This is a genomic window from Anaerolineales bacterium, from assembly GCA_022866145.1.
In the GTDB taxonomy this organism is placed as follows: Bacteria; Chloroflexota; Anaerolineae; order Anaerolineales; family E44-bin32; genus PFL42.
In genome coordinates, this window is record JALHUE010000072.1 from 1 (window position 1) to 19312 (window position 19312).

Sequence of the window (19312 nt, forward strand, 5' to 3'; positions counted from 1 at the left end):
CACGATGATCGGAGCGATGATCACCGAAACCAGGTTGACGACCTTGATCATCGGGTTCAGCGCCGGTCCGGCGGTGTCCTTGAGTGGATCTCCGACCGTGTCGCCGACCACGCCCGCCTTGTGGCGCTCCGACCCCTTGCCCAGATTCCTGGCCGGGTCCCTGGGCTCATCCTCGATCAGCTTCTTGGCATTGTCCCAGGCGCCGCCGGTGTTGTTCATGTACACCGCAAGCAGCTGCCCCGAAAGGATCATGCCTGCCAGGAACCCCCCTAAGGCTTCCACCCCCAGGACCAGTCCGACGAGGATCGGCGTGACAATTCCCAGCAGCCCCAGGCCGACCAGTTCTTTCTGGGCGGCCATCGTTGAGATCATGATCGGCTGCCGGTAGTCCGGAGGCACCTTGCCTTCCAGGACGCCCAGGCCGAACTGACGTCGGACCTCCTGGACGATCAGGGCCGCCGCCCGGCTGACGGCCAGGATGGCAAAGGAGGAGAACAGCCAGGGCAGGGCGCCGCCGATCAGCATTCCGACGAACACCTGCGGGCCATCGACCCGGATGCCCACACTGGCGATGCGCTCGGCCAGCGGAATGCCCAGGGCCTCCTGGGCTCGCCCCACATCCACCAGGAACGAGCCGAACAAGGCGACTGCTGCGATCACTGCCGATCCGATGGCCACGCCCTTGGTGATGGCCTTGGTCGTGTTGCCGACCGCGTCCAGGTCAGACAGAATCTGGCGGGCGGCGTTGGTTTGTTCGTCGTGCGCCTCCGACCACGACATCTCGGCAATGCCGTTGGCGTTGTCGGAGATCGGGCCGAACGAGTCCATGGCCACGTTGTTCCCGGTGAGGGTCAGCATGCCGATGCCGGTCATGGCCACGCCGTACAGAATGAAGTTGATTTCCTCGGCGCCTGAGAGCCCGGGGATGCTGCCGAAGATCAAGATCGAACTGACGATCGTGCCGGCGATGACCAGGATCGACCACACCGACGACTCATACCCGACGGAGATGCCCTGCAGGATCAGCGTCGCCGGGCCCGTGTCGGCTGCCTTGCGGATCTCCTTCACGGGTGCGTAGTGCGTGCCGGTAAAGTACTCGGTCATGCGGTCGATCACGATCGCCAGGAGCACACCGGCCGCTACGGCCAGCGGGGTGCGCCACCAGCCGCCCCAGGCCTGCATCTCGGGACTGTTCAGGTACAGGTAGCCGGCGCCGAAGAACAGGGCGGCCGATATCGCCGCCGACGACAGGAAGCCGCGGAAGATCGCCGCCATGGCGTCGCCGCTCTTGCCTGGGCCGGCGCGCACGGCATATGTCCCGATAATCGACGATAGCACCCCGATGCCGCGCACGATCAGCGGGTAGAGGATCCACTCGAGCATACCCGTGAGGTGCCACAGCGCCAGGCCCAGGATCAGTCCGGAGACGATGGTCACCTCGTAGCTCTCGAAGATATCGGCTGCCATCCCGGCGCAGTCGCCGACATTGTCGCCCACCAGGTCCGCCACCACGGCCGGGTTGCGGGGGTCGTCTTCCGGGATGCCGGCCTCGATCTTCCCGACAAGGTCGGCGCCGACGTCGGCTGCCTTGGTGAAGATCCCGCCGCCGACTCGCATGAACAGCGCCACCAGCGTTGCGCCGAAGCCGAACCCCAGCAAGGCGTCAGGGGCGGCGATGCCGAGCAGGATGAAGATCAGGGTGCCGCCCAGCAGGCCTAGGCCATCGGTCAGCATCCCGGTGATCGTGCCGGTCCGGTAGGCGATGCGCAGCGCTTCGGCGAAAGACCGGCGTGAGGCCGAGGCCACCCGGACGTTGCCTTGCACCGCCATCCGCATGCCGAGCTGCCCGACCAGCAGGCTAAAGCTGGCTCCTACCAAGAAGGCCACCGCCCGCGCCATTCCGATCGTCAACCGGACCTGGTCAGGGGTCATGTCGGCGAAGCGCAGGCGGGCTTCAGGGCTCGGCTCTACGATGTAGACCGAAAGGAACAGGGCGACCGTCAGCACCGCCATCACCGGCAGAATGGACCGCAATTGGCGTCGGAGATAGGCGTCGGCGCCATCCCGGATCGCGCCCCAGACCTGCTGCATCTTCTCGCTGCCCTTGTCCTCCCTGAGGATCTGCGAGCGAAGGTACAGCGCGTACAGCAGGCCGAGAATCGCGACTCCCAGGATGCTCCACACGGCGACTTGTTCGAACGTGGACAATCCCTGCATCAGGGCGCTCCTTGGATGGATTTTGGCGAACCCGGGGGCCAAGTAGCCTGATTTTACGGTAGCGTTCGGTGCCAGTCAAGCCAGGCCAAAGGCGTATGAGAATCGCATGAGAATCCGCCCGCCCTGTTGACTACCCCTTCCAGTTGTCTGTATAGTCACTTGGATAGTCGTCTGGTTTCCCTGCGCACCTGTTCTGCGCCCCCCGACCCAGGGGGGCAGCGACCCTACCCCCGACGACCCGCGAAGCCACCCGATCGGAGTATTGACTGCCGTGATTCGCGTTGCAGGCTTGAGCAAGTCGTACGGCCCGCATCTCGCCGTCCACGACCTGACCTTCCACGCCGACCGCGGGGAGGTCCTCGGCTTTCTCGGCCCGAACGGTGCCGGCAAGACCACGACCATGCGCATCCTGGCCGGCTTCATGCCGCCCACGGCCGGGTCGGCGCGTGTCGCCGGTTTCGACGTCGTGGAGCAGTCGCTCGAGGTTCGCCGGCGGGTGGGCTACCTGCCCGAGACCGTTCCGCTCTACCCCGAGATGTCGGTCCGCGAGTACCTGACGTTCATGGGGAGCCTGCGGCGCGTCGCCGGGCTGGCGGAACGCATCGAGGCGGTCCTGGAGGAAGTCGGCCTGAGCGAGCGGACGGAGAGCACGATCGGCAATCTCTCCAAGGGGTTGCGGCAGCGCTTAGGGTTGGCCCAGGCCCTGCTGCACCAGCCGGAGGTCTTGATCCTAGACGAGCCGACGATCGGCCTCGACCCCGGCCAGATCATTGAGGTGCGCCGCATCATCCAGAACCTCGGCACGCAGCGCACGGTGCTGCTCTCGACCCACATCCTGTCCGAGGCGCAGCAAATGTGCGACCGCGTGCTGATCATCAATCGCGGGGTGATTGTGGCCGAGGACACGCCGGGAAACCTGCAGGCGCAGTTGGCCGGCGCCGAGCGCTTCCGGGTGGCGGCCTCCGTTGATGGCGAGGAACTGCGGCAATTGGTGCTGGCGGTGACCGGGGTGACGGCGGTGCGCTTCTCGGGAGGTCAGGGGGAGGTGGAGGTCTCCGGCACGCCCGGGCAGGACCTGCGCCCGGCCGTTGCCCGCCGGATCGTCGAGGCCGGGCACGACCTGTACGCCTTGACTCCCACCGGCCTGAGCCTGGAAGAGGTGTTCCTCCAGCTGACGCGGGAAGAAACCCAGGCCAGGGAGGCAACCTAAACATGCGCAACGTGTGGATCATCGCCGCCCGCGAACTGCGCCACTACTTCGTCTCACCCGTGGCGTATGCCCTGGCGTTCATGGTCTTTCTGATCCTGGGGGGGATCTTCTTCATCAACGTGTTCTTCGGCCTGCAGTCCGGCTACGTCAGCCCGGATGGCCGGATCGTGATGGGCCCGCTCGTCACCATCCTGCTCTTCATCACGCCGGCGATCACGATGCGCCTGATCGCGGATGAATACCGGATGGGCACAATCGAGCTGCTACTAACTGCGCCCGTGCGGGATTGGGAGCTGGTGACGGGGAAGTGGCTCGGCTCGATGCTGTTCATGCTGGCCATCCTGGTGGTGACCTGGGCCTACCCCCTGATCCTGCACCGCATGTCGACCCCAGGCATTGACCAGGGAATTCTGCTTGCGGCCAGCCTGGGCATCGTGCTGATGGTGGCGGCCATGCTGGGGATCGGGGTGATGGTGTCGGCCTTCTTCCGCAGCCCGCTGGCGGCGTTCTTCGTCACCCTGTCTGTGCTGCTGGTCCTCTGGATCGCCGGCGGACTGGGAGTCGGCACCGGCGTGGCAAGCGAGATTGCCCGCCAGCTGAGCTTCGTCGACCACTTCTACGGTAGCTTTTACCGGGGCCTGCTCAGCCTGCCAGATGTTCTGTACTACGTTAGCCTGACGGTGTTAGCGCTGTTCCTGGGCGCGCAAGCCGTCGAGGCCCGAAGGTGGGGATAGCGTGAATCGCTCCAAGCTGGCATCGATCGCCTGGGTGGCCGGCGCTGCCCTTCTGCTGGCTAGCCTGGCTTGGTACGTGATCAACCAGGCCTCAGACCTGACCTTGCAGATCGGGGTTGCCCTGGGCTTCCTGCTTCTGGCAGCTGCCGTTCTGCTTGACCCGCAGCGCCTCCGGCGTGCCTTCACCGGCCGGCAGGCGCGCTACGGCAGCAACGCCCTGCTGCTGACAGCGGCCGTCGTCGGCGTCCTAGCCGTCGTCAATTTTCTCGCCTACAACAATCCGCAGTCGATCGATTTGACGGAGACCCAGGACTTCAGCCTGACACCGGAAACGCTCTTGATCCTGGACCAGCTGCAAGAACCGGTGCAGCTCATCGGGTTCTACACACCGGACTCAGCCGACGGGCGAGACCTGACGCGCGCCCTGTTCGATGTCTACCAGCGCAACAGCCGGGGCAAGATCACCTATGAGTTCACCGACCCGCGGGCCAACCCGGTTGCGGCGGATCACTACGGGGTGCAGCGCGATGCCAGCATTGTTGTGACAGTTGGCAGCGCCTCCGAAGTGCTCTCCTACCCGAGCGAGGAGGAGGTCACCGGGGCAATCCTGCGCCTGACGAATCCCGAAGGGCGCAAGGTCTACTTTATCGTCGGCCACGGGGAGCGGGACCTGGACGGAGTCGACGAAGCCGGGTACAGCCAGGTCCGACAGGCGTTGGAGGCCAAGAACTATCAGGTCGACACGCTGAGCCCATTGAGCGAAGGCTCCATCCCGCAGGACGCCCTGGCACTCGTGATCGCCGGCCCGAGCGTTGACCTGCCCGAGGCGGAAGCGAAACTGATTGAAGAGTACCTCTCCCAGGGTGGGGCGCTGGTGGTTCTGGCCGAGCCTTCGGCTGCTCTGGCTGCCCAATCGCCGGTCGAGCCTCTCGGCGGCTACTTGAAGCAGAAGTGGGGGGTCGAGTATCAGGATGACCTGGTGCTGGACCTGACTTCCTCGCTGCCGCTCACGGCCATCGCCGCCGAGTATGGCGAGCATCCAATCACCACTCGAATGCGCAACCTGCGATCGTACTTCCCCTCGGCCCGCAGCCTGCAGCTGCAATCCGCAGCCGAGAGTCCGCTGCAACCAACACCCCTCTTGCGCACCGCATCCAACTCGTGGGGGGAGACGGACTACGCTTCGCTCACCGAGGGCGGGGATCTCGCCTTCGACGAGGGCGTAGACTTTCCCGGTCCACTGTTGCTGGCGGCGGCCGTGGAAGACCCCGAAACCGGATCGAGGCTGGTGGTTATCGGCGATTCGGACTTCGCGGCCAACGCCGATTTCCTCGCTCTGGGCAATGGGGACCTGCTGGTCAACAGCATCGACTGGGCGGCGCGTCAGGAGGCGCTGATCAGCCTGACGCCCAAGCCGGCCATCTCGCGCTTTGTGCTTCCGCCCTCCACCCAGGTGATCGGTGGGGTCTTTTTGATCACGATCATCTTGATCCCGGCTGCGGTTTTGGCGGCCGGGACCTATGTCTGGTGGAGCCGGCGGCGGCGCGGCTGAGCGGGGGGCGGGATGATCCGGCGGAGCACTTGGGTGGCCTTGGCTACCTTGGCCACAGTGGTCGTGGTGGCCGTGGTCTGGACTCAGTCCAGGGGCCAGTCGGACCCCGGGCCGGCGGAGCGGCCCCCGACCCCGGCTCCGCTGTGGTCCGTGGAATCGGCAGCGGTCCGACGGCTTGTGGTGGAGGATGGGCAGGGCGCCGTGCTGCTGGCGGCCGCTCGCGGGGGGGAGACCGGCTGGGTGCTGCAAGCGCCGCAGTCGGCGCCGGCAGACGCCGGGCGGCTGGAGCGGGCGGTCAGCTGGCTGATCAGCCCTCCGGTTCGAGCAGAGCTTGACTTGCAGGCAGATCTGGCGCCGTTCGAACTGGACCCACCTCGCTACCGGGTCCGGCTGGAAACCGCCGATAGCGCCGAGCGATCGTTCGCCATCGGTCGGGTGGCCCCTACCGGAGACACGGTCTACGTCCTGATGCCGGGTAGGCCTGGAATTGTGCTGCTGAGCGACTACGGAGTCGCTGAAGTTCTCAGCCTGCTGGATCCGTTGCCGGTGGTTCCTCAGGGGACCGCCGTGCAAACCGAAGCGACCGCGAGCCCGTAGGATGTTCAGACGAGTGTGTGCGTGCCGGCGCCAGAGACGGCAATTGCGCCGGATTGATTCGGGTGCGGATTGATTGTATTCTGGAAGTGAGAATGGCCAACAAGCGCAAGAAGACGACCACCGAGAAGACGATGCGACTGCCCTTTCCCCGGACGGATGACGAGGGGATTCCGCTTGAGGCGGTGATCGAGGAAACCCCAGCGGCCGAGGAGGAGAACCCGGCGATCGATCAGTTGATCGAGCTGGGGCGCGAGCGAGGCTTTGTCACGATTGACGACATCCTCTCGCTCTTCCCTGAGGCCGAGCGCGACCTCGATCAGCTGGAGGAGACGTACGCCGCCTTGTTGGCGGCCGGGATCCCCTACCTTGACGAAGTGGCTGAGGCGGAAGACCTGACCGATGATGAAGGGATCGAGGAGGATGCGGGCCCACCGGAGGCCGGCGATGACCTGGTCCATCTCGATGCCGATGACACGGTCGGTCTGTACCTCAAGGAAGTCGGGCGGGTGCCTCTGCTCACCGCTGAGCAGGAAGTTTCGCTTGCGAAGCGCATTGAGCGTGGGCGCAAGGCGCGGGAGGAGCTGGCGGCCGGACCGGTCTCGGCCAAGCGCCGTCGTGAGTTGCGCCTACTGATTGAGGACGGCTGGGCGGCGCGCGAGCACCTGATCACCGCCAACTCCCGCCTGGTGATCAGCGTCGCCAAGAAGTACATGGGACGCGGCGTGCCGTTCCTCGATCTGATCCAGGAGGGCAACATCGGTCTGATTCGCGCCGCCAAGAAGTTCGACTACCGGCGGGGCCACAAGTTCTCGACCTATGCCACCTGGTGGATCCGCCAGGCCGTGACGCGCGCCATCGCCGACCAGGGTCGCACGATCCGCGTTCCGGTGCACATGGGCGATCAGATCAACAAGCTGCTGCGGGTGTCGCATCAACTGACGCAGCGCCTTGGCCGGGATCCGTCGACCGACGAGCTGGCCGATGCCCTGACGGTGGCCCCCAAGAAAGTCGAAAACATGATCCAGGTGGCGCGCCGGCCTCTGTCCCTGGAGACCCCCACCGACGAGGACGAGGACTCGGTCCTGGGCGACTTCATCCAGGACGAGGAATCGCTGGCACCGGCGGAAGCCGTCACCCAGAACTTGCTGCGGGAGCATCTGGCGGAAGTCCTCAACATGCTCCCGCCCCGCGAAGTCCGCATTCTCCAACTGCGCTACGGCCTGCTCGACGGGCAGAGCTACACCCTGGAAGAGGTCGGCCGCAAGATGGGCGTGACCCGCGAACGCGTGCGCCAGATCGAAGCTCAAGCCCTGAGCCGATTGCGCCACCCGAGCCATCGGCGCAAGCTGGCCGATTACCTGCGCGACTAGGTTCGGGCGGCCGGCGCCGGCAGGCGGCGCACAACCCCTCCCCGCCCGGCAGCCTTCAACTCTCTGGATGGTCGAACGTCAGTGCGAGCGGACTGGCGACCTGCTTGGGGCGGGGAGCGTGTGCTTTCCCGATATCGACTTGATCCGGGGTGAAGACGGAAGCCTTCGGTCTGCGGTCGGATGCCTGCGCTGACACGGCCTGGCTCTAAAGCCTGCGCCCAGCCCGAGCCTCCCACCTTGTCCGGGAGCTGACGCCATTACCGCGGTGGGGAACGGGCAGCGTGGCATCAGCTGGCCGGTTGGCAGTCGATGGTAGAACCCCTCATGGCTTGGGGAACCGGGCGAGGCGGACGAGATTCCATTCCCTGACACACTGTCTTCGCCTGCCGCTGCCCGCCCGTCAAGGTCAGCCTGCTGGAAGGCCAGGCCCAGGTCCAAGCGGTAGGCTAGGTCGCTGCAGCGGACGAAGACTTGGCGGGCCCGGAGCGCAGGATCCGCACGCTCTCGGTCAGCGCCAGAGCGATCCACACGCACAGGGTGGGGACGAGAGGCAGGTAGTAGCGCTGAAAGGCGAGGGGCACCGCCGCCAGCAGGGCCGCCGTCTGGACCAGCGTAAGCAGGAGCATCAGGGCGGCGTCCCTGCGGACGGCCGCAGCGGCGCTTCCCAGCCGGCGTAGCCCAAGAGCCATCCCGAGCAGCGCCAGGAGCAGCGTGATCGCACCGCCAACCAGGCCGCGCCCAAGGTGGGTGGCGGACTGCTCCAGGTAGGCGCGCTGAGCCGTCCCGAGGGCCACATCATAGTTGCCTGCTTCCCGCACCTGTGGCTCGGCGAAGTACAGCGAGGCGATCAGCCCCGAGGCGCGCTCGGCCGCCGAGTCCATCACCTGCAACCCGCCGGAGGCGCCGAAGTCGGCGATCTGATCGGCCACCAGCTGGCGGCGTTCTGCGATCATAGCAGTGGTAGTCTCCAGCGGCCGGCGCCAGGCGACTGGATTCAGGATCGCCCACACCACGGTCAGGGTGACGCAGCAGGTCGCCAGGCGAATCCAGGTGCTGCCTCGCGACCGGTCCGGCAAGGCACTGCTCCACCCCACGCCCAGAAGGCCCACCGGCAGCAGCGGCAAAGTCGACTGCTTGGTGGCCAGTGCCAGGCCGAGGCTCAGCCCCGCCAGCCAGGGGTGCCGGTCGCCCCACAGCACGCCGGCCATCACCAGCGACACTGCCAGGATCAGCGCTCCTTCGGCCATCGCTCGGCGTCCGTGCAGCAGAACCAGGGCGTTTGTCGCCAGCAGGGCCACAGTCACCACCCCGGTGCCTGTGCCTCCCAGACGCCGCCCGACCGCGAACAGCGGCAGCAGGCTGAGGGCGATCAGGGCGGTGCTCGCCAGGCGCGCTGACTGCAGCAGGCCGGGGGAGGGAATGGCACCCCGCTGCCGATTGACCTCCCATGAGGCCGTCCAATCCCAATCCGCGGGAAGCGTGCTCGGGCCATAGCCAGCGAATCGGCGGCCAATCGCCAGGGTGTACTTGGCCGCGGGCGCATTCAGCAGCCGGTACGCCATCTCGGCCGGCAACCGTGCTTGGCTGGTGTAGGCCATGGAAATCGGATCCGAGGCAAACCGCTCGAGGTCCTGGCTCTGGACGAGCCATGACGTTTCGTCCGGGTGGAATGGGAGGGCGTCGATCCCCAGGAACAAGAAGGCCGCCACCAGAGCGATGACGAGGCCGATGACAAGCTGTTTCCAGGGCAGCCAGGTCATGGCGCCCCATTCGCGCGGTAGACAAGCATGCCGCGGCTGCCGTAGATGTCCGTCGGAATGCTTTCAATCAATTCGTAGGCGGCCAGGAAATCGGGTTCCTTCAGCAGTGTGTTGCGGCCATAGACCTCTAGGATCACCAGCCAGGTGGGGCGCTGCTCTAGTATCAGGGCGCTGGGGATGGCGTAGTTGATGACATAAGCCTCGGGCGGCAGTGGGTAGTATCCGCTGGCGGCGGGTGTAATCAAGCCGACCGTGTCGAGCATCCGGGCCGAGGTGAAGAACCCCAGCGCGCCGATGTCGCCGGCCGCCAGCACCTCTCCGTCGGCAATTCTCGGCTTCAACTGAGCTGCGACCTGCTGGTAAAGGTCCTCGAGGGCGGTGTACGCCATGCGTGGCGCCGGCCGCGCCGGCCCATGATCGGGATGCAGCGTCCAGCCGTTCAGCATGAGCAGTAGGGCGGGGACGGCAAAGGCGTAGGCCAGCCTCGGCCGCCGCAGATCGCGGGTCAGGCGTTCAACACCAATGAAGATCCCCAGAATGAAGACCGGAAGCGGGGGCGCCAGGTACCAGCGGAACAGCAACGGATTGGCGATGGCATAGGCGACGAAGAACGCCGCGGGGTAGACGAACATCGGCCACTGCGTGAAGGTCCGCCGGATCACAGCCATCGAACCCAGAAGGTACAGCGCCAGGTAGAGCAGCAGGCCGACCAGGAGCCAGCGCGGCCCGAGAGCCAGCTGCTCCATGAATGGAGTCCCGAAGTGCTGCAAGAGGCGGACGAGGGCAGCATCCGGTGGCAGGTTGTAGGCGACAGCCTTGGCGGCCAGGGTGTGGGGAAGGGGGCTGCCGTAGCTGGCCCAGCCAAACGCACCCCATAAGGCGAGGGGGAGCAGGCCGGTGAGGACCTCCCTCCAGCGGATTGGCAGCGGCGACGGATTCCAGCGGCCAGCGGGCATGCTGCGCCGAAGCCTCTCAACCACCAGCGGGAGGAGAAACAACAGCGCATCTGGCCGGGTGAGCAGGCTGAGTGCACCAAGGAGGGCGGCGCGCGCCGGCTGTTCCTTTGAATGGAAGTAGAATGTCGCCAGCATGCAGGCGACAAACACGCTGGTCTCCATCCCGCCGATGGCGAACGTCACGGACCAAGGGGCGATTGCCCATGCCAGCGAGGCGAAGATGCCTGCCAGGCCCCAGCTCAGCCGCCGGCCAAGCAGCACGAGCAGGGCGCAGTTCAGCCCATCGGCAAGTGCGTTCACAATGACCGCCGTTTGGGGCAGCGCAGCGCCCGCCCGGCCTGTCAGAACCGATGAGCTTGCCAGCAGCAGGGTGTAGACAGGAGTTGTGGTGCCCAGCACCGCTTCACCGGGGTTGTACACCATGCCGTGCCCCTCGAGCAGGTTCTGGGCGTAGCGAAAGGTGATGTAGGCGTCGTCGATGATGCGCGGGCCGGGAATCAGGCGAAGCCCGATGGCAAGCAGGCCGATCCACAGCGCCGGGCTGGTGAGCATCCGCCGGACCATATGACGATTATACAGACGGACACCGCCTCCGGCGGATCAGGCACAAGTCCCACCCGGCTAATTGGGATTGCGCTCGGGCTTGCCGTCCTGGCGGCCGCCCTCAAGCTGATTCTTCTGAAGCTGGACGTATTCCCCTTCAACGCCGACGAGGCAATCGTGGCCTTGATGGCCAGGCACATTCTGGCCGGAAGGATCCCGGTCTTCTTCTACGGCCAGGCGTACATGGGAAGCCTGGACGCCGTCTTGGTTGCCGCCGCCTTCCGCATGCTCGGCGAGTCGGTGCTTGCGATCCGAACCATCCAGACCGTCTTGTACTCAGCCACGGTCGCCACAGCCGTGTACCTGGCCTGGAAGATCCATGGCAGATTGTGGCTGGCCTTCGCTGCCGGCTTGCTGCTGGCAATACCGACCGTGAATACCACCCTGTATACGACCGTCTCCCTGGGTGGCTACGGTGAGGCGATTCTGATCGGAAACTTGCTGATGTTGGCGGCCTGGGCAAGCTGGCAGAAACCGGAGCGTCAGGCGGCCTACCTGGCATGGGGTTTCCTGGCCGGGCTGGGGATATGGGCCTTCGGCCTGGTGCTGGTGTTCGTGGTGCCCACCGCGCTGCTTGTGGCCTGCAGCTTGCGGAAGCTCACCCGGCCTGCAGCCGGCAGCCGACTGCTGCTGGCCCTGGCCGCGGGCGCGGCCGGGCTGCTGCCATTGCTGGTTTGGATCGCCGCCAATGGGGCCCATGCGGCGCTGCTGGAGCTCGCCGGCAGTGCAATCGCCGGGGCGAGCCCCGCCGGTGTGCTCCCAGCATTGGCGTATCGGGCAGGTAATCTGCTGCTGTTCGGCACGACCGTGGTGATGGGCATGCGCCCGCCGTGGTCGGTCGAATGGCTCAGCCCATGGCTGTTGCCTGTCGTCTTCGGCTTCTGGCTGGCGGTCGCCGCCTTTGCCCTTCGGGCGCTGCGGCGGGTCGACTCCGCCCGCGCCGGGAGGTGGATGCTCGGCGGTGTGGTTCTGGCCACGGTCCTGGGCTTCGTGCTGACGCCGTTTGGCGCGGACCCTTCCGGCAGGTACTTCCTGCCGCTCCTCGTTCCCCTGGCGGTCTTTGCTGGCGAGTTGCTGGACGGTGTACGAGACCGCTGGGGGCTGGCCTGGGGCGTTGCCCTGTTAGCGGGTATCGGGCTCTTTCATCTGATCGCCACCTCACAGGTGGCCTCGGCCTCACCCCCCGGGTTCACCACCCAGTTCGATGCCGGCACCCGGATTGACCATCGCCGCGACGCTGAGCTGGTTCGGTTCCTGCTCGAGCAGGGAGAGACCCGCGGCTATACGAACTACTGGGTCGCGTACCCGCTGGCATTCCTCAGCCGTGAGCAGGCCGTGTTTGTGCCAGCGCTTCCCTATCACGCCGACCTGAGGTATTCGCCTCGCGACGACCGCTATCCGCCCTACCAGCAAGCCGTGGCGACGGCCCCCCGCGTGGCCTACATCACCACCGGCCAACCGCTGCTCGAGGAACGGCTGCGGGCGGGTTTCGGGGCGCTCGAGGTGGAGTGGCGGGAAGCGGTCGTCGGGGACTATCATGTCTTCTATGACTTCGGCCGGCCCATCCGCCCCGAAGAGCTCAACCTTCGGCCATCGCCGCTCGGGCCGATCGCAGGGGAGTGAAGCAGGGTGAGCTACCGGGTGTTCGTGTTCATCCTGGTGACGCTGGCTGTCCTGGTCATGGTCGCCAGCAGCCCGGTAGTGGATAGTGACACCTGGTGGCACCTGCGCGCCGGCAACTGGATGCTGGAACACCATCAGCTGCTGCTCACCGACCCGTTCTCGACCACCCGGCAGGGCCAGCCCTGGATCTACCCGGGTTGGCTGGCGCAGATCTCGATGGCCGCTGCCCACCGGCTGGGGGGGCTGGCCGGGCTGCACCTGTGGACGGCGTCGATCCTGACGCTGACGTTTGTGCTGGTCTGGTTCACGCTTGAAGGTCCGCTTCTCTCACGGGCCTTCGTGCTGCTATTGGCGGCGGCGACGTCGAGTGTCTTCTGGTCGGCGCGGCCGCATGTCCTCTCGCTCGCCCTGACGGCCGGCCTCTTGCTCCTCCTCGAGCGCTACACCGCCCGCCGCAGCCGTTGGATCTGGCTGTCGGTTGTGCTGATGGCGCTTTGGCCGAACCTGCACGGTGCCTTCCCGACCGGGCTGCTGCTCATCGGTCTCTACCTGGCGGCACACCTACTGGACATGGTCGGTGAAATCTGGAAGGGCCCCTCCAAGCCAGCGGACGTGTGGAGGGATGTGCGTCGGCCGGTTCTCACCCTGGCGGGCTGCCTGGCTGCCGGGGTCGTGGCGATCGGGCTGAATCCGCATGGCTTCGCCATGCTCGGCTACGCCGGCAAGACACTCTCGATCGGCGTCTTGCGCGACTTCGTGCAGGAGTGGCAGTCGCCGGACTTCCATGATCCTCGATCGCAGCTCTTCATCCTCATGCTGGTGATGCTGCTGGCGGCCTTTGCTTCGACGCTTCGCCGCCCGGCCACCCGCGAAGTGCTGCTGGTGACGACATTCGCCGCCATGGCCTTCTTGGCCTGGCGCAATGTCGCCCTGTTCGCGGTGGTTGCTGCGCCGGTGATCTCGCGGCATGTCGCCTCATCGCTCAGCCGTTTCCCGCCCTTGAGCAGCCGGGGCCGGGATCTTCCCCCCCAACTTGCCCGGCGCCTGAACCTCGGCCTCAGCCTTGGCTGGCTGCTGGTGGCAGGAATCTTGCTCGTGCGCTTCCTGGAGCCGTCCCGCCTCAAGCAGTCAGCGCTGGCCCCGATGCCGGCCGCCGCCATCGAGCGCATCCAGCAGGATCGACTGCCCGGCCCGTTGTTCCACAGCTACAACTGGGGCGCCTACATTACATGGGAGATGTATCCTGACTACCTCAGCTTCGTCGATGGCCGCACGGATCTGTTCGACGACTCGATCCTTCTGGATTACCTGCGGGCCTGGCGCGGCGAACCGGGGTGGGAGGGCGTGCTGGATCAGTGGGGGATCCAGACCGTCCTGGTGGAACCGCAGGCGCCCTTGGCGATCCGCCTACAGGCCGCCGGCTGGCAGAACGTGTTTGCCGACGAGAAGGCCGTGGTGTTCTTGCGGCCCGAAGGCTGAGCGAGCCCTCGGATGAGGCGACCCGGATGTTGACCTCAATTCCCACCTCCCCCGGAGACCGGCTGTGAGGGGGTCGGCTCAGCCGAGGTGGCTGGCGCCGCTGCTTGTCCTCCTGGTCGTGGGACTGGTCGCCGGCCTGACGGTAGTCAACTACCAATTCGCGCAGGGTTCGCCTGGCGGCAATGACTTCCTCGCCCGCTGGAACGCGGCCAACATGTGGCTCAGGGAGGGCTACAACCCGTACGACCCCCAGGTCAGCCTGCGCGCGCAGAAGTACATCTATGGCCGGGAGGCCGACCTCGGGGCGGGCGAGGATCTGGCGCATTTCGTCTACCCGATGCCCTCGATGGTGTTCTTTGCCCCCTTCGGCCTGCTGCCGTATGCCGAGGCGCGGGCGGTATGGATGACCATCCTGGAGCTCGGGTTGGCCTTGCTGGGAGTCCTCGGGATCGCGCTGGCAGGCTGGAAGACCCGGATGCTCGTGCTCATCGCCATCCCGGTGTTCTCGGTGCTGTGGTACCACGGCGTCCGAGCGGTGATCGTCGGCCAGTTCTCCGTCATCGAGAGCTTGCTGCTCATCGGCGCCCTGGCCGCGATCCAGCGCCAGCGAGACCTGCTGGCGGGTGTCCTGTTGGCCCTTTCGATCAGCAAGCCGCAAATGTCGTTCTTATTGATCCCGTTTGTGCTTCTTTGGAGCGTGCGCGCCCGACGCTGGAGCCTGCTCGCCGCCTTCGCCGCCGTTTTCCTCGGTCTGTTAGCGGGTTCTTTTGCTTTGGTGCCTTCCTGGCTGATTGACTGGCTGCGCCAGCTGGTTGCCTACCCCAGCTACACCTCCTTGGGCTCTCCGGTATCGATCCTGGTCGAGGTCCTCCCCGGTGATCCCCGCTGGCTGACCGGGCTGCTTTCCGGGGCGCTCATCCTGGGGCTTCTGTGGGAGTGGCGATCGTCGCAGGGCAGCGCCGATGCCGTGTTCCAGTGGACAGCCGCGCTGACGCTGACCATCACCAACCTGGTGGCCTTCCGGACCGCGACCACCCATTACGTCATCCTGCTCCCCGCCCTCTGCCTGCTGTTCGCAGAATGGAGCCGGCGCTGGGGAAGCCAGGGAGTGCTGGCGGCGCTGGGCGCCATGGCCTTGCTGGGCGTCGGCCTGTGGGTGCTCTTCTTCGCCACCGTCGAAGGCAACCAGGAGAGTGCCTGGATGTACTTTCCCGTGCCGGTGGTTTCCCTGATCGGCTTGTGGTGGATCCGCTGGTGGGTCCAGCGTAGAGCCCGCACGGCCTTCACGTAGTGGTCCGAGGACAAGCGGTCGCATGACTTCCTGGTTAGCACGCGGGTCGGCGCACGTGGGACGCTGGGCGGGGAGTCTGGCGGAGCGGCCGCGTCGCGCCGGCTTCTCCCTGGTGCTTCTCGCGCTTATCCTGCGACTTCCCACCGTAGGGTCACGGCCGATGTGGTATGACGAGGCCTTCTCTGTCCTGTTTTCTTCCAAGGGCCTGCCGAGGATGCTCCAGGGCTCGGTCGATGCGGAGGTGCACCCGCTCCTGTACTACAGCCTGCTGTCAGGATGGATGCGGGCGATGGGAGACACCCCGATCGCGGTCCGAGGCCTGTCGATTCTGTTCGGCCTGGGGAGCGTCGTGTTGGGGTATGCCATCGGCCTGCGGCTGATGTCACCCAGGCAGGCATTGGCCGGAGGTGCCTTGATCGCCTGCCTGCCGTTCCAGGTGCACTACGCCCAGGAAGCTCGAATGTATTCCCTGCTGGCGTGCCTGCTGCTGGGGGCGACGCTCGCTTACCTCACGGGCGTTCAGCGCAAAGGCTGGCTGCCCTGGTTTGCCTTCGCGTTGCTCGCTTGCGGCGCAATGTATGCCCACTACCTGGCAGCGTTCTACTTGATCCCCTTGTCCCTGACCTCGCTCTTCCTTGGCAACCGGCGCGTGCTGCTGGCGACCGCCGGCTCAGCCCTGCTGGCAGTGCTGCTGTTCCTTCCCTGGGTTGGCCTGCTTGCGGGCCAGTGGGCGCGACTTTTCCAGGGGTACTGGATCCGAGTGCCGGGTCTCGAGGAGCTGGTGCGCACACTCCTGGTCTTCGGGGTCGGCCTACCTGTGCCGGACCAGTTTCTCCCCGTTGCCTTGTTCCTGGTCATCTTGGTGCTATGCATCGCATTGCTGCAGACCGTGGGCGCTGCCAGGCGGCGGCCGGTGGGGTGGCTGCGCGGCCTGTGGCTGCTAGGGATGGCAGGCGCCCCGGTGATGCTGCTCTTCCTGGTCTCCCAGTGGGTCCCGGCCTACCTGGAGCGGGCCTTGCTTCCGTCCGGAGCCATGTTCGCCTTGTGGTTGGGCTGGGCACTTGTCTTTCCAGGCGGGTCGCCCCGTCTGCAGTCGACAGCCTGGATCGCGCTCGTCGGCCTCATAGCGATCGGCTTGTGGGGGTTCTACACGTACGACGGATTCCCGTATGCTCCCTTCGATGAGATCAATCGGCAGGTCGCAGGTGAACGAGAGGCGGAGGAGGTGATCGTCCACGCCAACAAGCTGACGGCACTTCCCGCCGCCTACCAGGACCCGACGATCCCTGCCCGGTTCCTGGCAGATCGCCCGGGGTCAGGGAGCGAGACCCTGGCCCCGGCAACCCAGCGGGTCCTGGGACTGACAGCCGATGCCGATGTCGAGCAAGCGGTCAAGGGCGCTTCCGGCGTTTGGCTGGTGCTGTTCCGACAGGAGATGGACGAGTATCGGCTGCTGGGAATCGATCCTCATCCGGCGATCGAGGCTCTGCTTGCCGCCTATGAGCTTGTCGGCGAGACCGCGCATGGGGATGTGATCGTGCAGCACTATCGATTGAGGAGCGGCCAATCCGGATGAACGACAAGCGCGCCGAACAGACCGGGAGGGGGCCAGCGGGAACCGGCGCACCGAAGCCGGGAGCGGGAGACGGGGCGCAGCGTCCCTGGCTGGCATTCATCGCCATTGGCCTGTTCTTCACCCTGGTTGCAGCCTACTTCGTCTCGCACAAGCCCTTTACTCCGGCCAATGTGTTCGCCATCGCCTCGACCACGCGAGATGTGCTGCTCGCCGGTGCGCTGGTGGCCGTTGCCGGCGGCATTGGACGCCGTCTGCTGCCGACGCCGCATGCCAGCTCTACCGCCTCGCTCTCCCTGCAGGCCGCTTTTGGGTTGGGCGTGATGGGGCTGGGTTCGCTGTTTGTGGGATGGTGGGGTGGGGCGCGGGCCTCCGTCGCCTGGGTCGGACTCCTGGCGCTGGGCCTGGCCTTCGGGCGCAGCGCCCTGCGCTGGTGTAGCGGCTGGCGCAGCAGCCTGCGGGCTCTGGCGCAAGCTGACCCGGTGACACAGGCGGCCGTGGCCTGCGCCGGCATGCTCCTCGGTTTGGCGTTTCTTGAAGCGGCAGCACCCCCGGTCCACTTCGACGCGCTGGTCTACCACCTGGAACTCCCCCGACGCTTCCTGGCTCAGGGCTCCTTCGGGCTTACTCCACAGAACCCCTACTGGGGATTGCCCTTGCTGGGTGAGGCACTATACACCTGGGCGCTCGCCCTCGGCCGGCTGCAGACGGCAGCCGTGCTGGGGTGGATGGCCGCTGGGTTGACCCTGGCCGGAGTCTTCGGCCTGGCCGCCTCCTGGGCCAAACCCGCGGGCTGGGCAGGCCTGCTGGCCTTGATCGGCGGAGCGTCCCTGTGCGCCTCGCCAGGTTGGGCGTATGTCGACTGGTGGGCCGCGCTGTACGGCATGGCCTTGTTGGTCGTGCTCGACATGTATCGTGCGACGCCCGCCCGTTCGCTGGCGGCGCTGGGTGGGCTGATGGCCGGCTTCGCCTGCGGGGTCAAGTACACTGCCTGGCTGGCTCTGCCGGCGGGGTTCTTCGCCTTCTGGTCAGCCGATCGCAGCCGACGCGGGTTGCGGCACGCCGTCCTGTTCGCGCTGGGCGGAGCGCTGATCGCATGGCCCTGGGTCTGGAAGAACCTGCAGGCGACCGGCGCGCCGTTGTATCCGTATGTCGGGGCTTCGGCCTGGATCCAACCTGAGCGCCAGGCCGCACTTCGCGAAAGCGTAGCTCCGCCATCTGCCGGCCTGAGCCTAGGCGCTCCGGTCGCCGCCACCTTTCTGGGTCATGAGCAGGCCCCTGGTTTCGCCTCCGACATCGGCCCGCTTCTGGTGGGTCTGTTGCCCGGACTAGCGCTGCTGCGTCGGGGAATGCGCCCGCGGCTGGTTCCGACGGGGGTGTTCCTGCTCGTCGGATGGGGGATCTGGGCGGCTGCCAGCATGGCGTCTGGCTTGCTGATTCAGACTCGGCTGTACTTTGTCCTGCTGCCCGCCTGGGCAGTGCTCGCAGGGGCAGGGTTCGCCGGGTTCGAGGCCAGCGTCGTCGGGAAGATTCGCCTCGGCCGGCTGGCCGGCGCATTGGTGGCGCTGGTCGTTGGACTGCTGCTATTCCAGCAGCTGCGGACCCAGATCCTGGCGCGCCCGGCTGCCGTCTTATTGGGCGAGGAGGCCGAGTCATCGTACCTGCTGCGGCGGCTGGGCGGCTTCTACGTGACGCAGCTGCGCATCCAGGAGTTGGCGGAGGGCAGTCGGGTGCTGATGTTGTGGGAGCCGCGCGGGCTGTACTGCTCGCCGCGCTGCGTCCCCGATCCTTGGATCGACCGCTGGTATGTCGACCGAAGAACCATCGGCGGAGCCGAGGAGATCCTCGAACGCTGGCGGAGCGACACGATCACGCATGTGCTCGTGTTCGAGGCGGGTATGGACTTTGTTCGCAAGCAGGATGCCCGCTACTCGGAACAGGACTGGCAGGCGTTGGACACGGCGCTGGATGAGATGGCCCTGGTCGAATCGATTGGTGACGGCTACAACTTGTACGAGCTCCCGTGATGCGGCGTCGTGACTGGGTGATCCTGGCTGCTCTGGGGTTCGGCATCGCCGCCCTGGGCGCTCGATTCATCCAATCGCCTGGCTACATGGACGCCGACTACTACTACGCCATCGCCCGCCAGCTCGTCCGTGGCGCAGGTCTAAGCGAGCCATTCCTGTGGAACTATCTGGATTCGCCGGCGGGCATCCCGCACCCATCAAACATGTACTGGATGCCCGGAGTCAGCCTGCTCGCAGCTGCGGCCATGGCGGCCTTCGGCGACAGCTTCCGGGCAGCCCAGCTGCCTTCAATTCTCCTGACCGCCACCCTGCCCATGCTC

Annotated in this window: 14 protein-coding genes; 11 read left to right on the top strand and 3 right to left on the bottom strand. The window is 66.2% G+C overall.

Going from position 1 to position 19312, the window contains the following annotated elements:
• The coding region (locus MUO23_02320) for a sodium-translocating pyrophosphatase (protein MCJ7511787.1) at nt 1–2217 on the bottom strand (2217 nt) is incomplete at its 3' end.
• Nucleotides 2218–2488: 271 nt separating this feature from the next.
• Here MUO23_02320 and MUO23_02325 point away from each other — a divergent pair.
• The 5 genes from MUO23_02325 to MUO23_02345 all read left to right on the top strand — a co-directional run bounded on the left by MUO23_02325 (nt 2489) and on the right by MUO23_02345 (nt 7680).
• The gene (locus tag MUO23_02325) at nt 2489–3427 is read left to right on the top strand and encodes an ABC transporter ATP-binding protein (protein MCJ7511788.1); all 939 of its coding nucleotides are present in this window, start codon (nt 2489–2491) and stop codon (nt 3425–3427) included.
• A 2-nt stretch (nt 3428–3429) separates the two neighbouring features.
• Complete coding sequence (locus tag MUO23_02330; protein MCJ7511789.1) at nt 3430–4161, top strand: ABC transporter permease; 732 nt, start codon at nt 3430–3432, stop codon at nt 4159–4161.
• A 1-nt stretch (nt 4162) separates the two neighbouring features.
• Nucleotides 4163–5713, top strand: coding sequence for a GldG family protein (locus tag MUO23_02335; protein ID MCJ7511790.1), 1551 nt, complete (start codon nt 4163–4165; stop codon nt 5711–5713).
• A 33-nt stretch (nt 5714–5746) separates the two neighbouring features.
• On the top strand, nt 5747–6310 hold the full coding sequence (locus tag MUO23_02340; protein ID MCJ7511791.1) for a DUF4340 domain-containing protein: 564 nt from the start codon (nt 5747–5749) through the stop codon (nt 6308–6310).
• Nucleotides 6311–6402: 92 nt separating this feature from the next.
• Nucleotides 6403–7680 carry a sigma-70 family RNA polymerase sigma factor gene (locus MUO23_02345; GenBank protein ID MCJ7511792.1) on the top strand — a complete coding sequence of 426 codons (1278 nt, stop codon included), beginning with the start codon at nt 6403–6405 and terminating at the stop codon, nt 7678–7680.
• A gap of 446 nt (nt 7681–8126) precedes the next feature.
• On the opposite strand, the gene MUO23_02350 is transcribed toward MUO23_02345, so the two are convergent.
• A complete protein-coding gene (locus MUO23_02350; protein MCJ7511793.1) occupies nt 8127–9440 on the bottom strand; it encodes a hypothetical protein in 1314 nt (437 codons plus the stop codon).
• Nucleotides 9437–10960, bottom strand: a complete 1524-nt coding sequence (locus MUO23_02355; protein MCJ7511794.1) for a hypothetical protein — start codon at nt 10958–10960, stop codon at nt 9437–9439. Before MUO23_02355 ends, MUO23_02350 begins: the two co-directional genes overlap by 4 nt.
• Between MUO23_02355 and MUO23_02360 the strand changes: the two genes are divergently transcribed.
• From MUO23_02360 to MUO23_02385, 6 genes are all read left to right on the top strand, one after another.
• Entirely contained in the window at nt 10961–12622 is a 1662-nt protein-coding gene (locus MUO23_02360; protein MCJ7511795.1) for a hypothetical protein, read from the top strand. It abuts the gene before it with no gap.
• A 6-nt stretch (nt 12623–12628) separates the two neighbouring features.
• Nucleotides 12629–14101, top strand: a complete 1473-nt coding sequence (locus MUO23_02365; GenBank protein ID MCJ7511796.1) for a hypothetical protein — start codon at nt 12629–12631, stop codon at nt 14099–14101.
• 64 nt (nt 14102–14165) lie between these two features.
• A complete protein-coding gene (locus MUO23_02370) occupies nt 14166–15392 on the top strand; it encodes a DUF2029 domain-containing protein (GenBank protein MCJ7511797.1) in 1227 nt (408 codons plus the stop codon).
• A gap of 22 nt (nt 15393–15414) precedes the next feature.
• Complete coding sequence (locus MUO23_02375) at nt 15415–16968, top strand: glycosyltransferase family 39 protein (protein MCJ7511798.1); 1554 nt, start codon at nt 15415–15417, stop codon at nt 16966–16968.
• Entirely contained in the window at nt 16965–18992 is a 2028-nt protein-coding gene (locus tag MUO23_02380) for a hypothetical protein (protein MCJ7511799.1), read from the top strand. Before MUO23_02375 ends, MUO23_02380 begins: the two co-directional genes overlap by 4 nt.
• A partial coding sequence (locus MUO23_02385; GenBank protein MCJ7511800.1) for a hypothetical protein occupies nt 18992–19312 on the top strand: 321 nt, incomplete at its 3' end. The genes MUO23_02380 and MUO23_02385, both read left to right, overlap by 1 nt.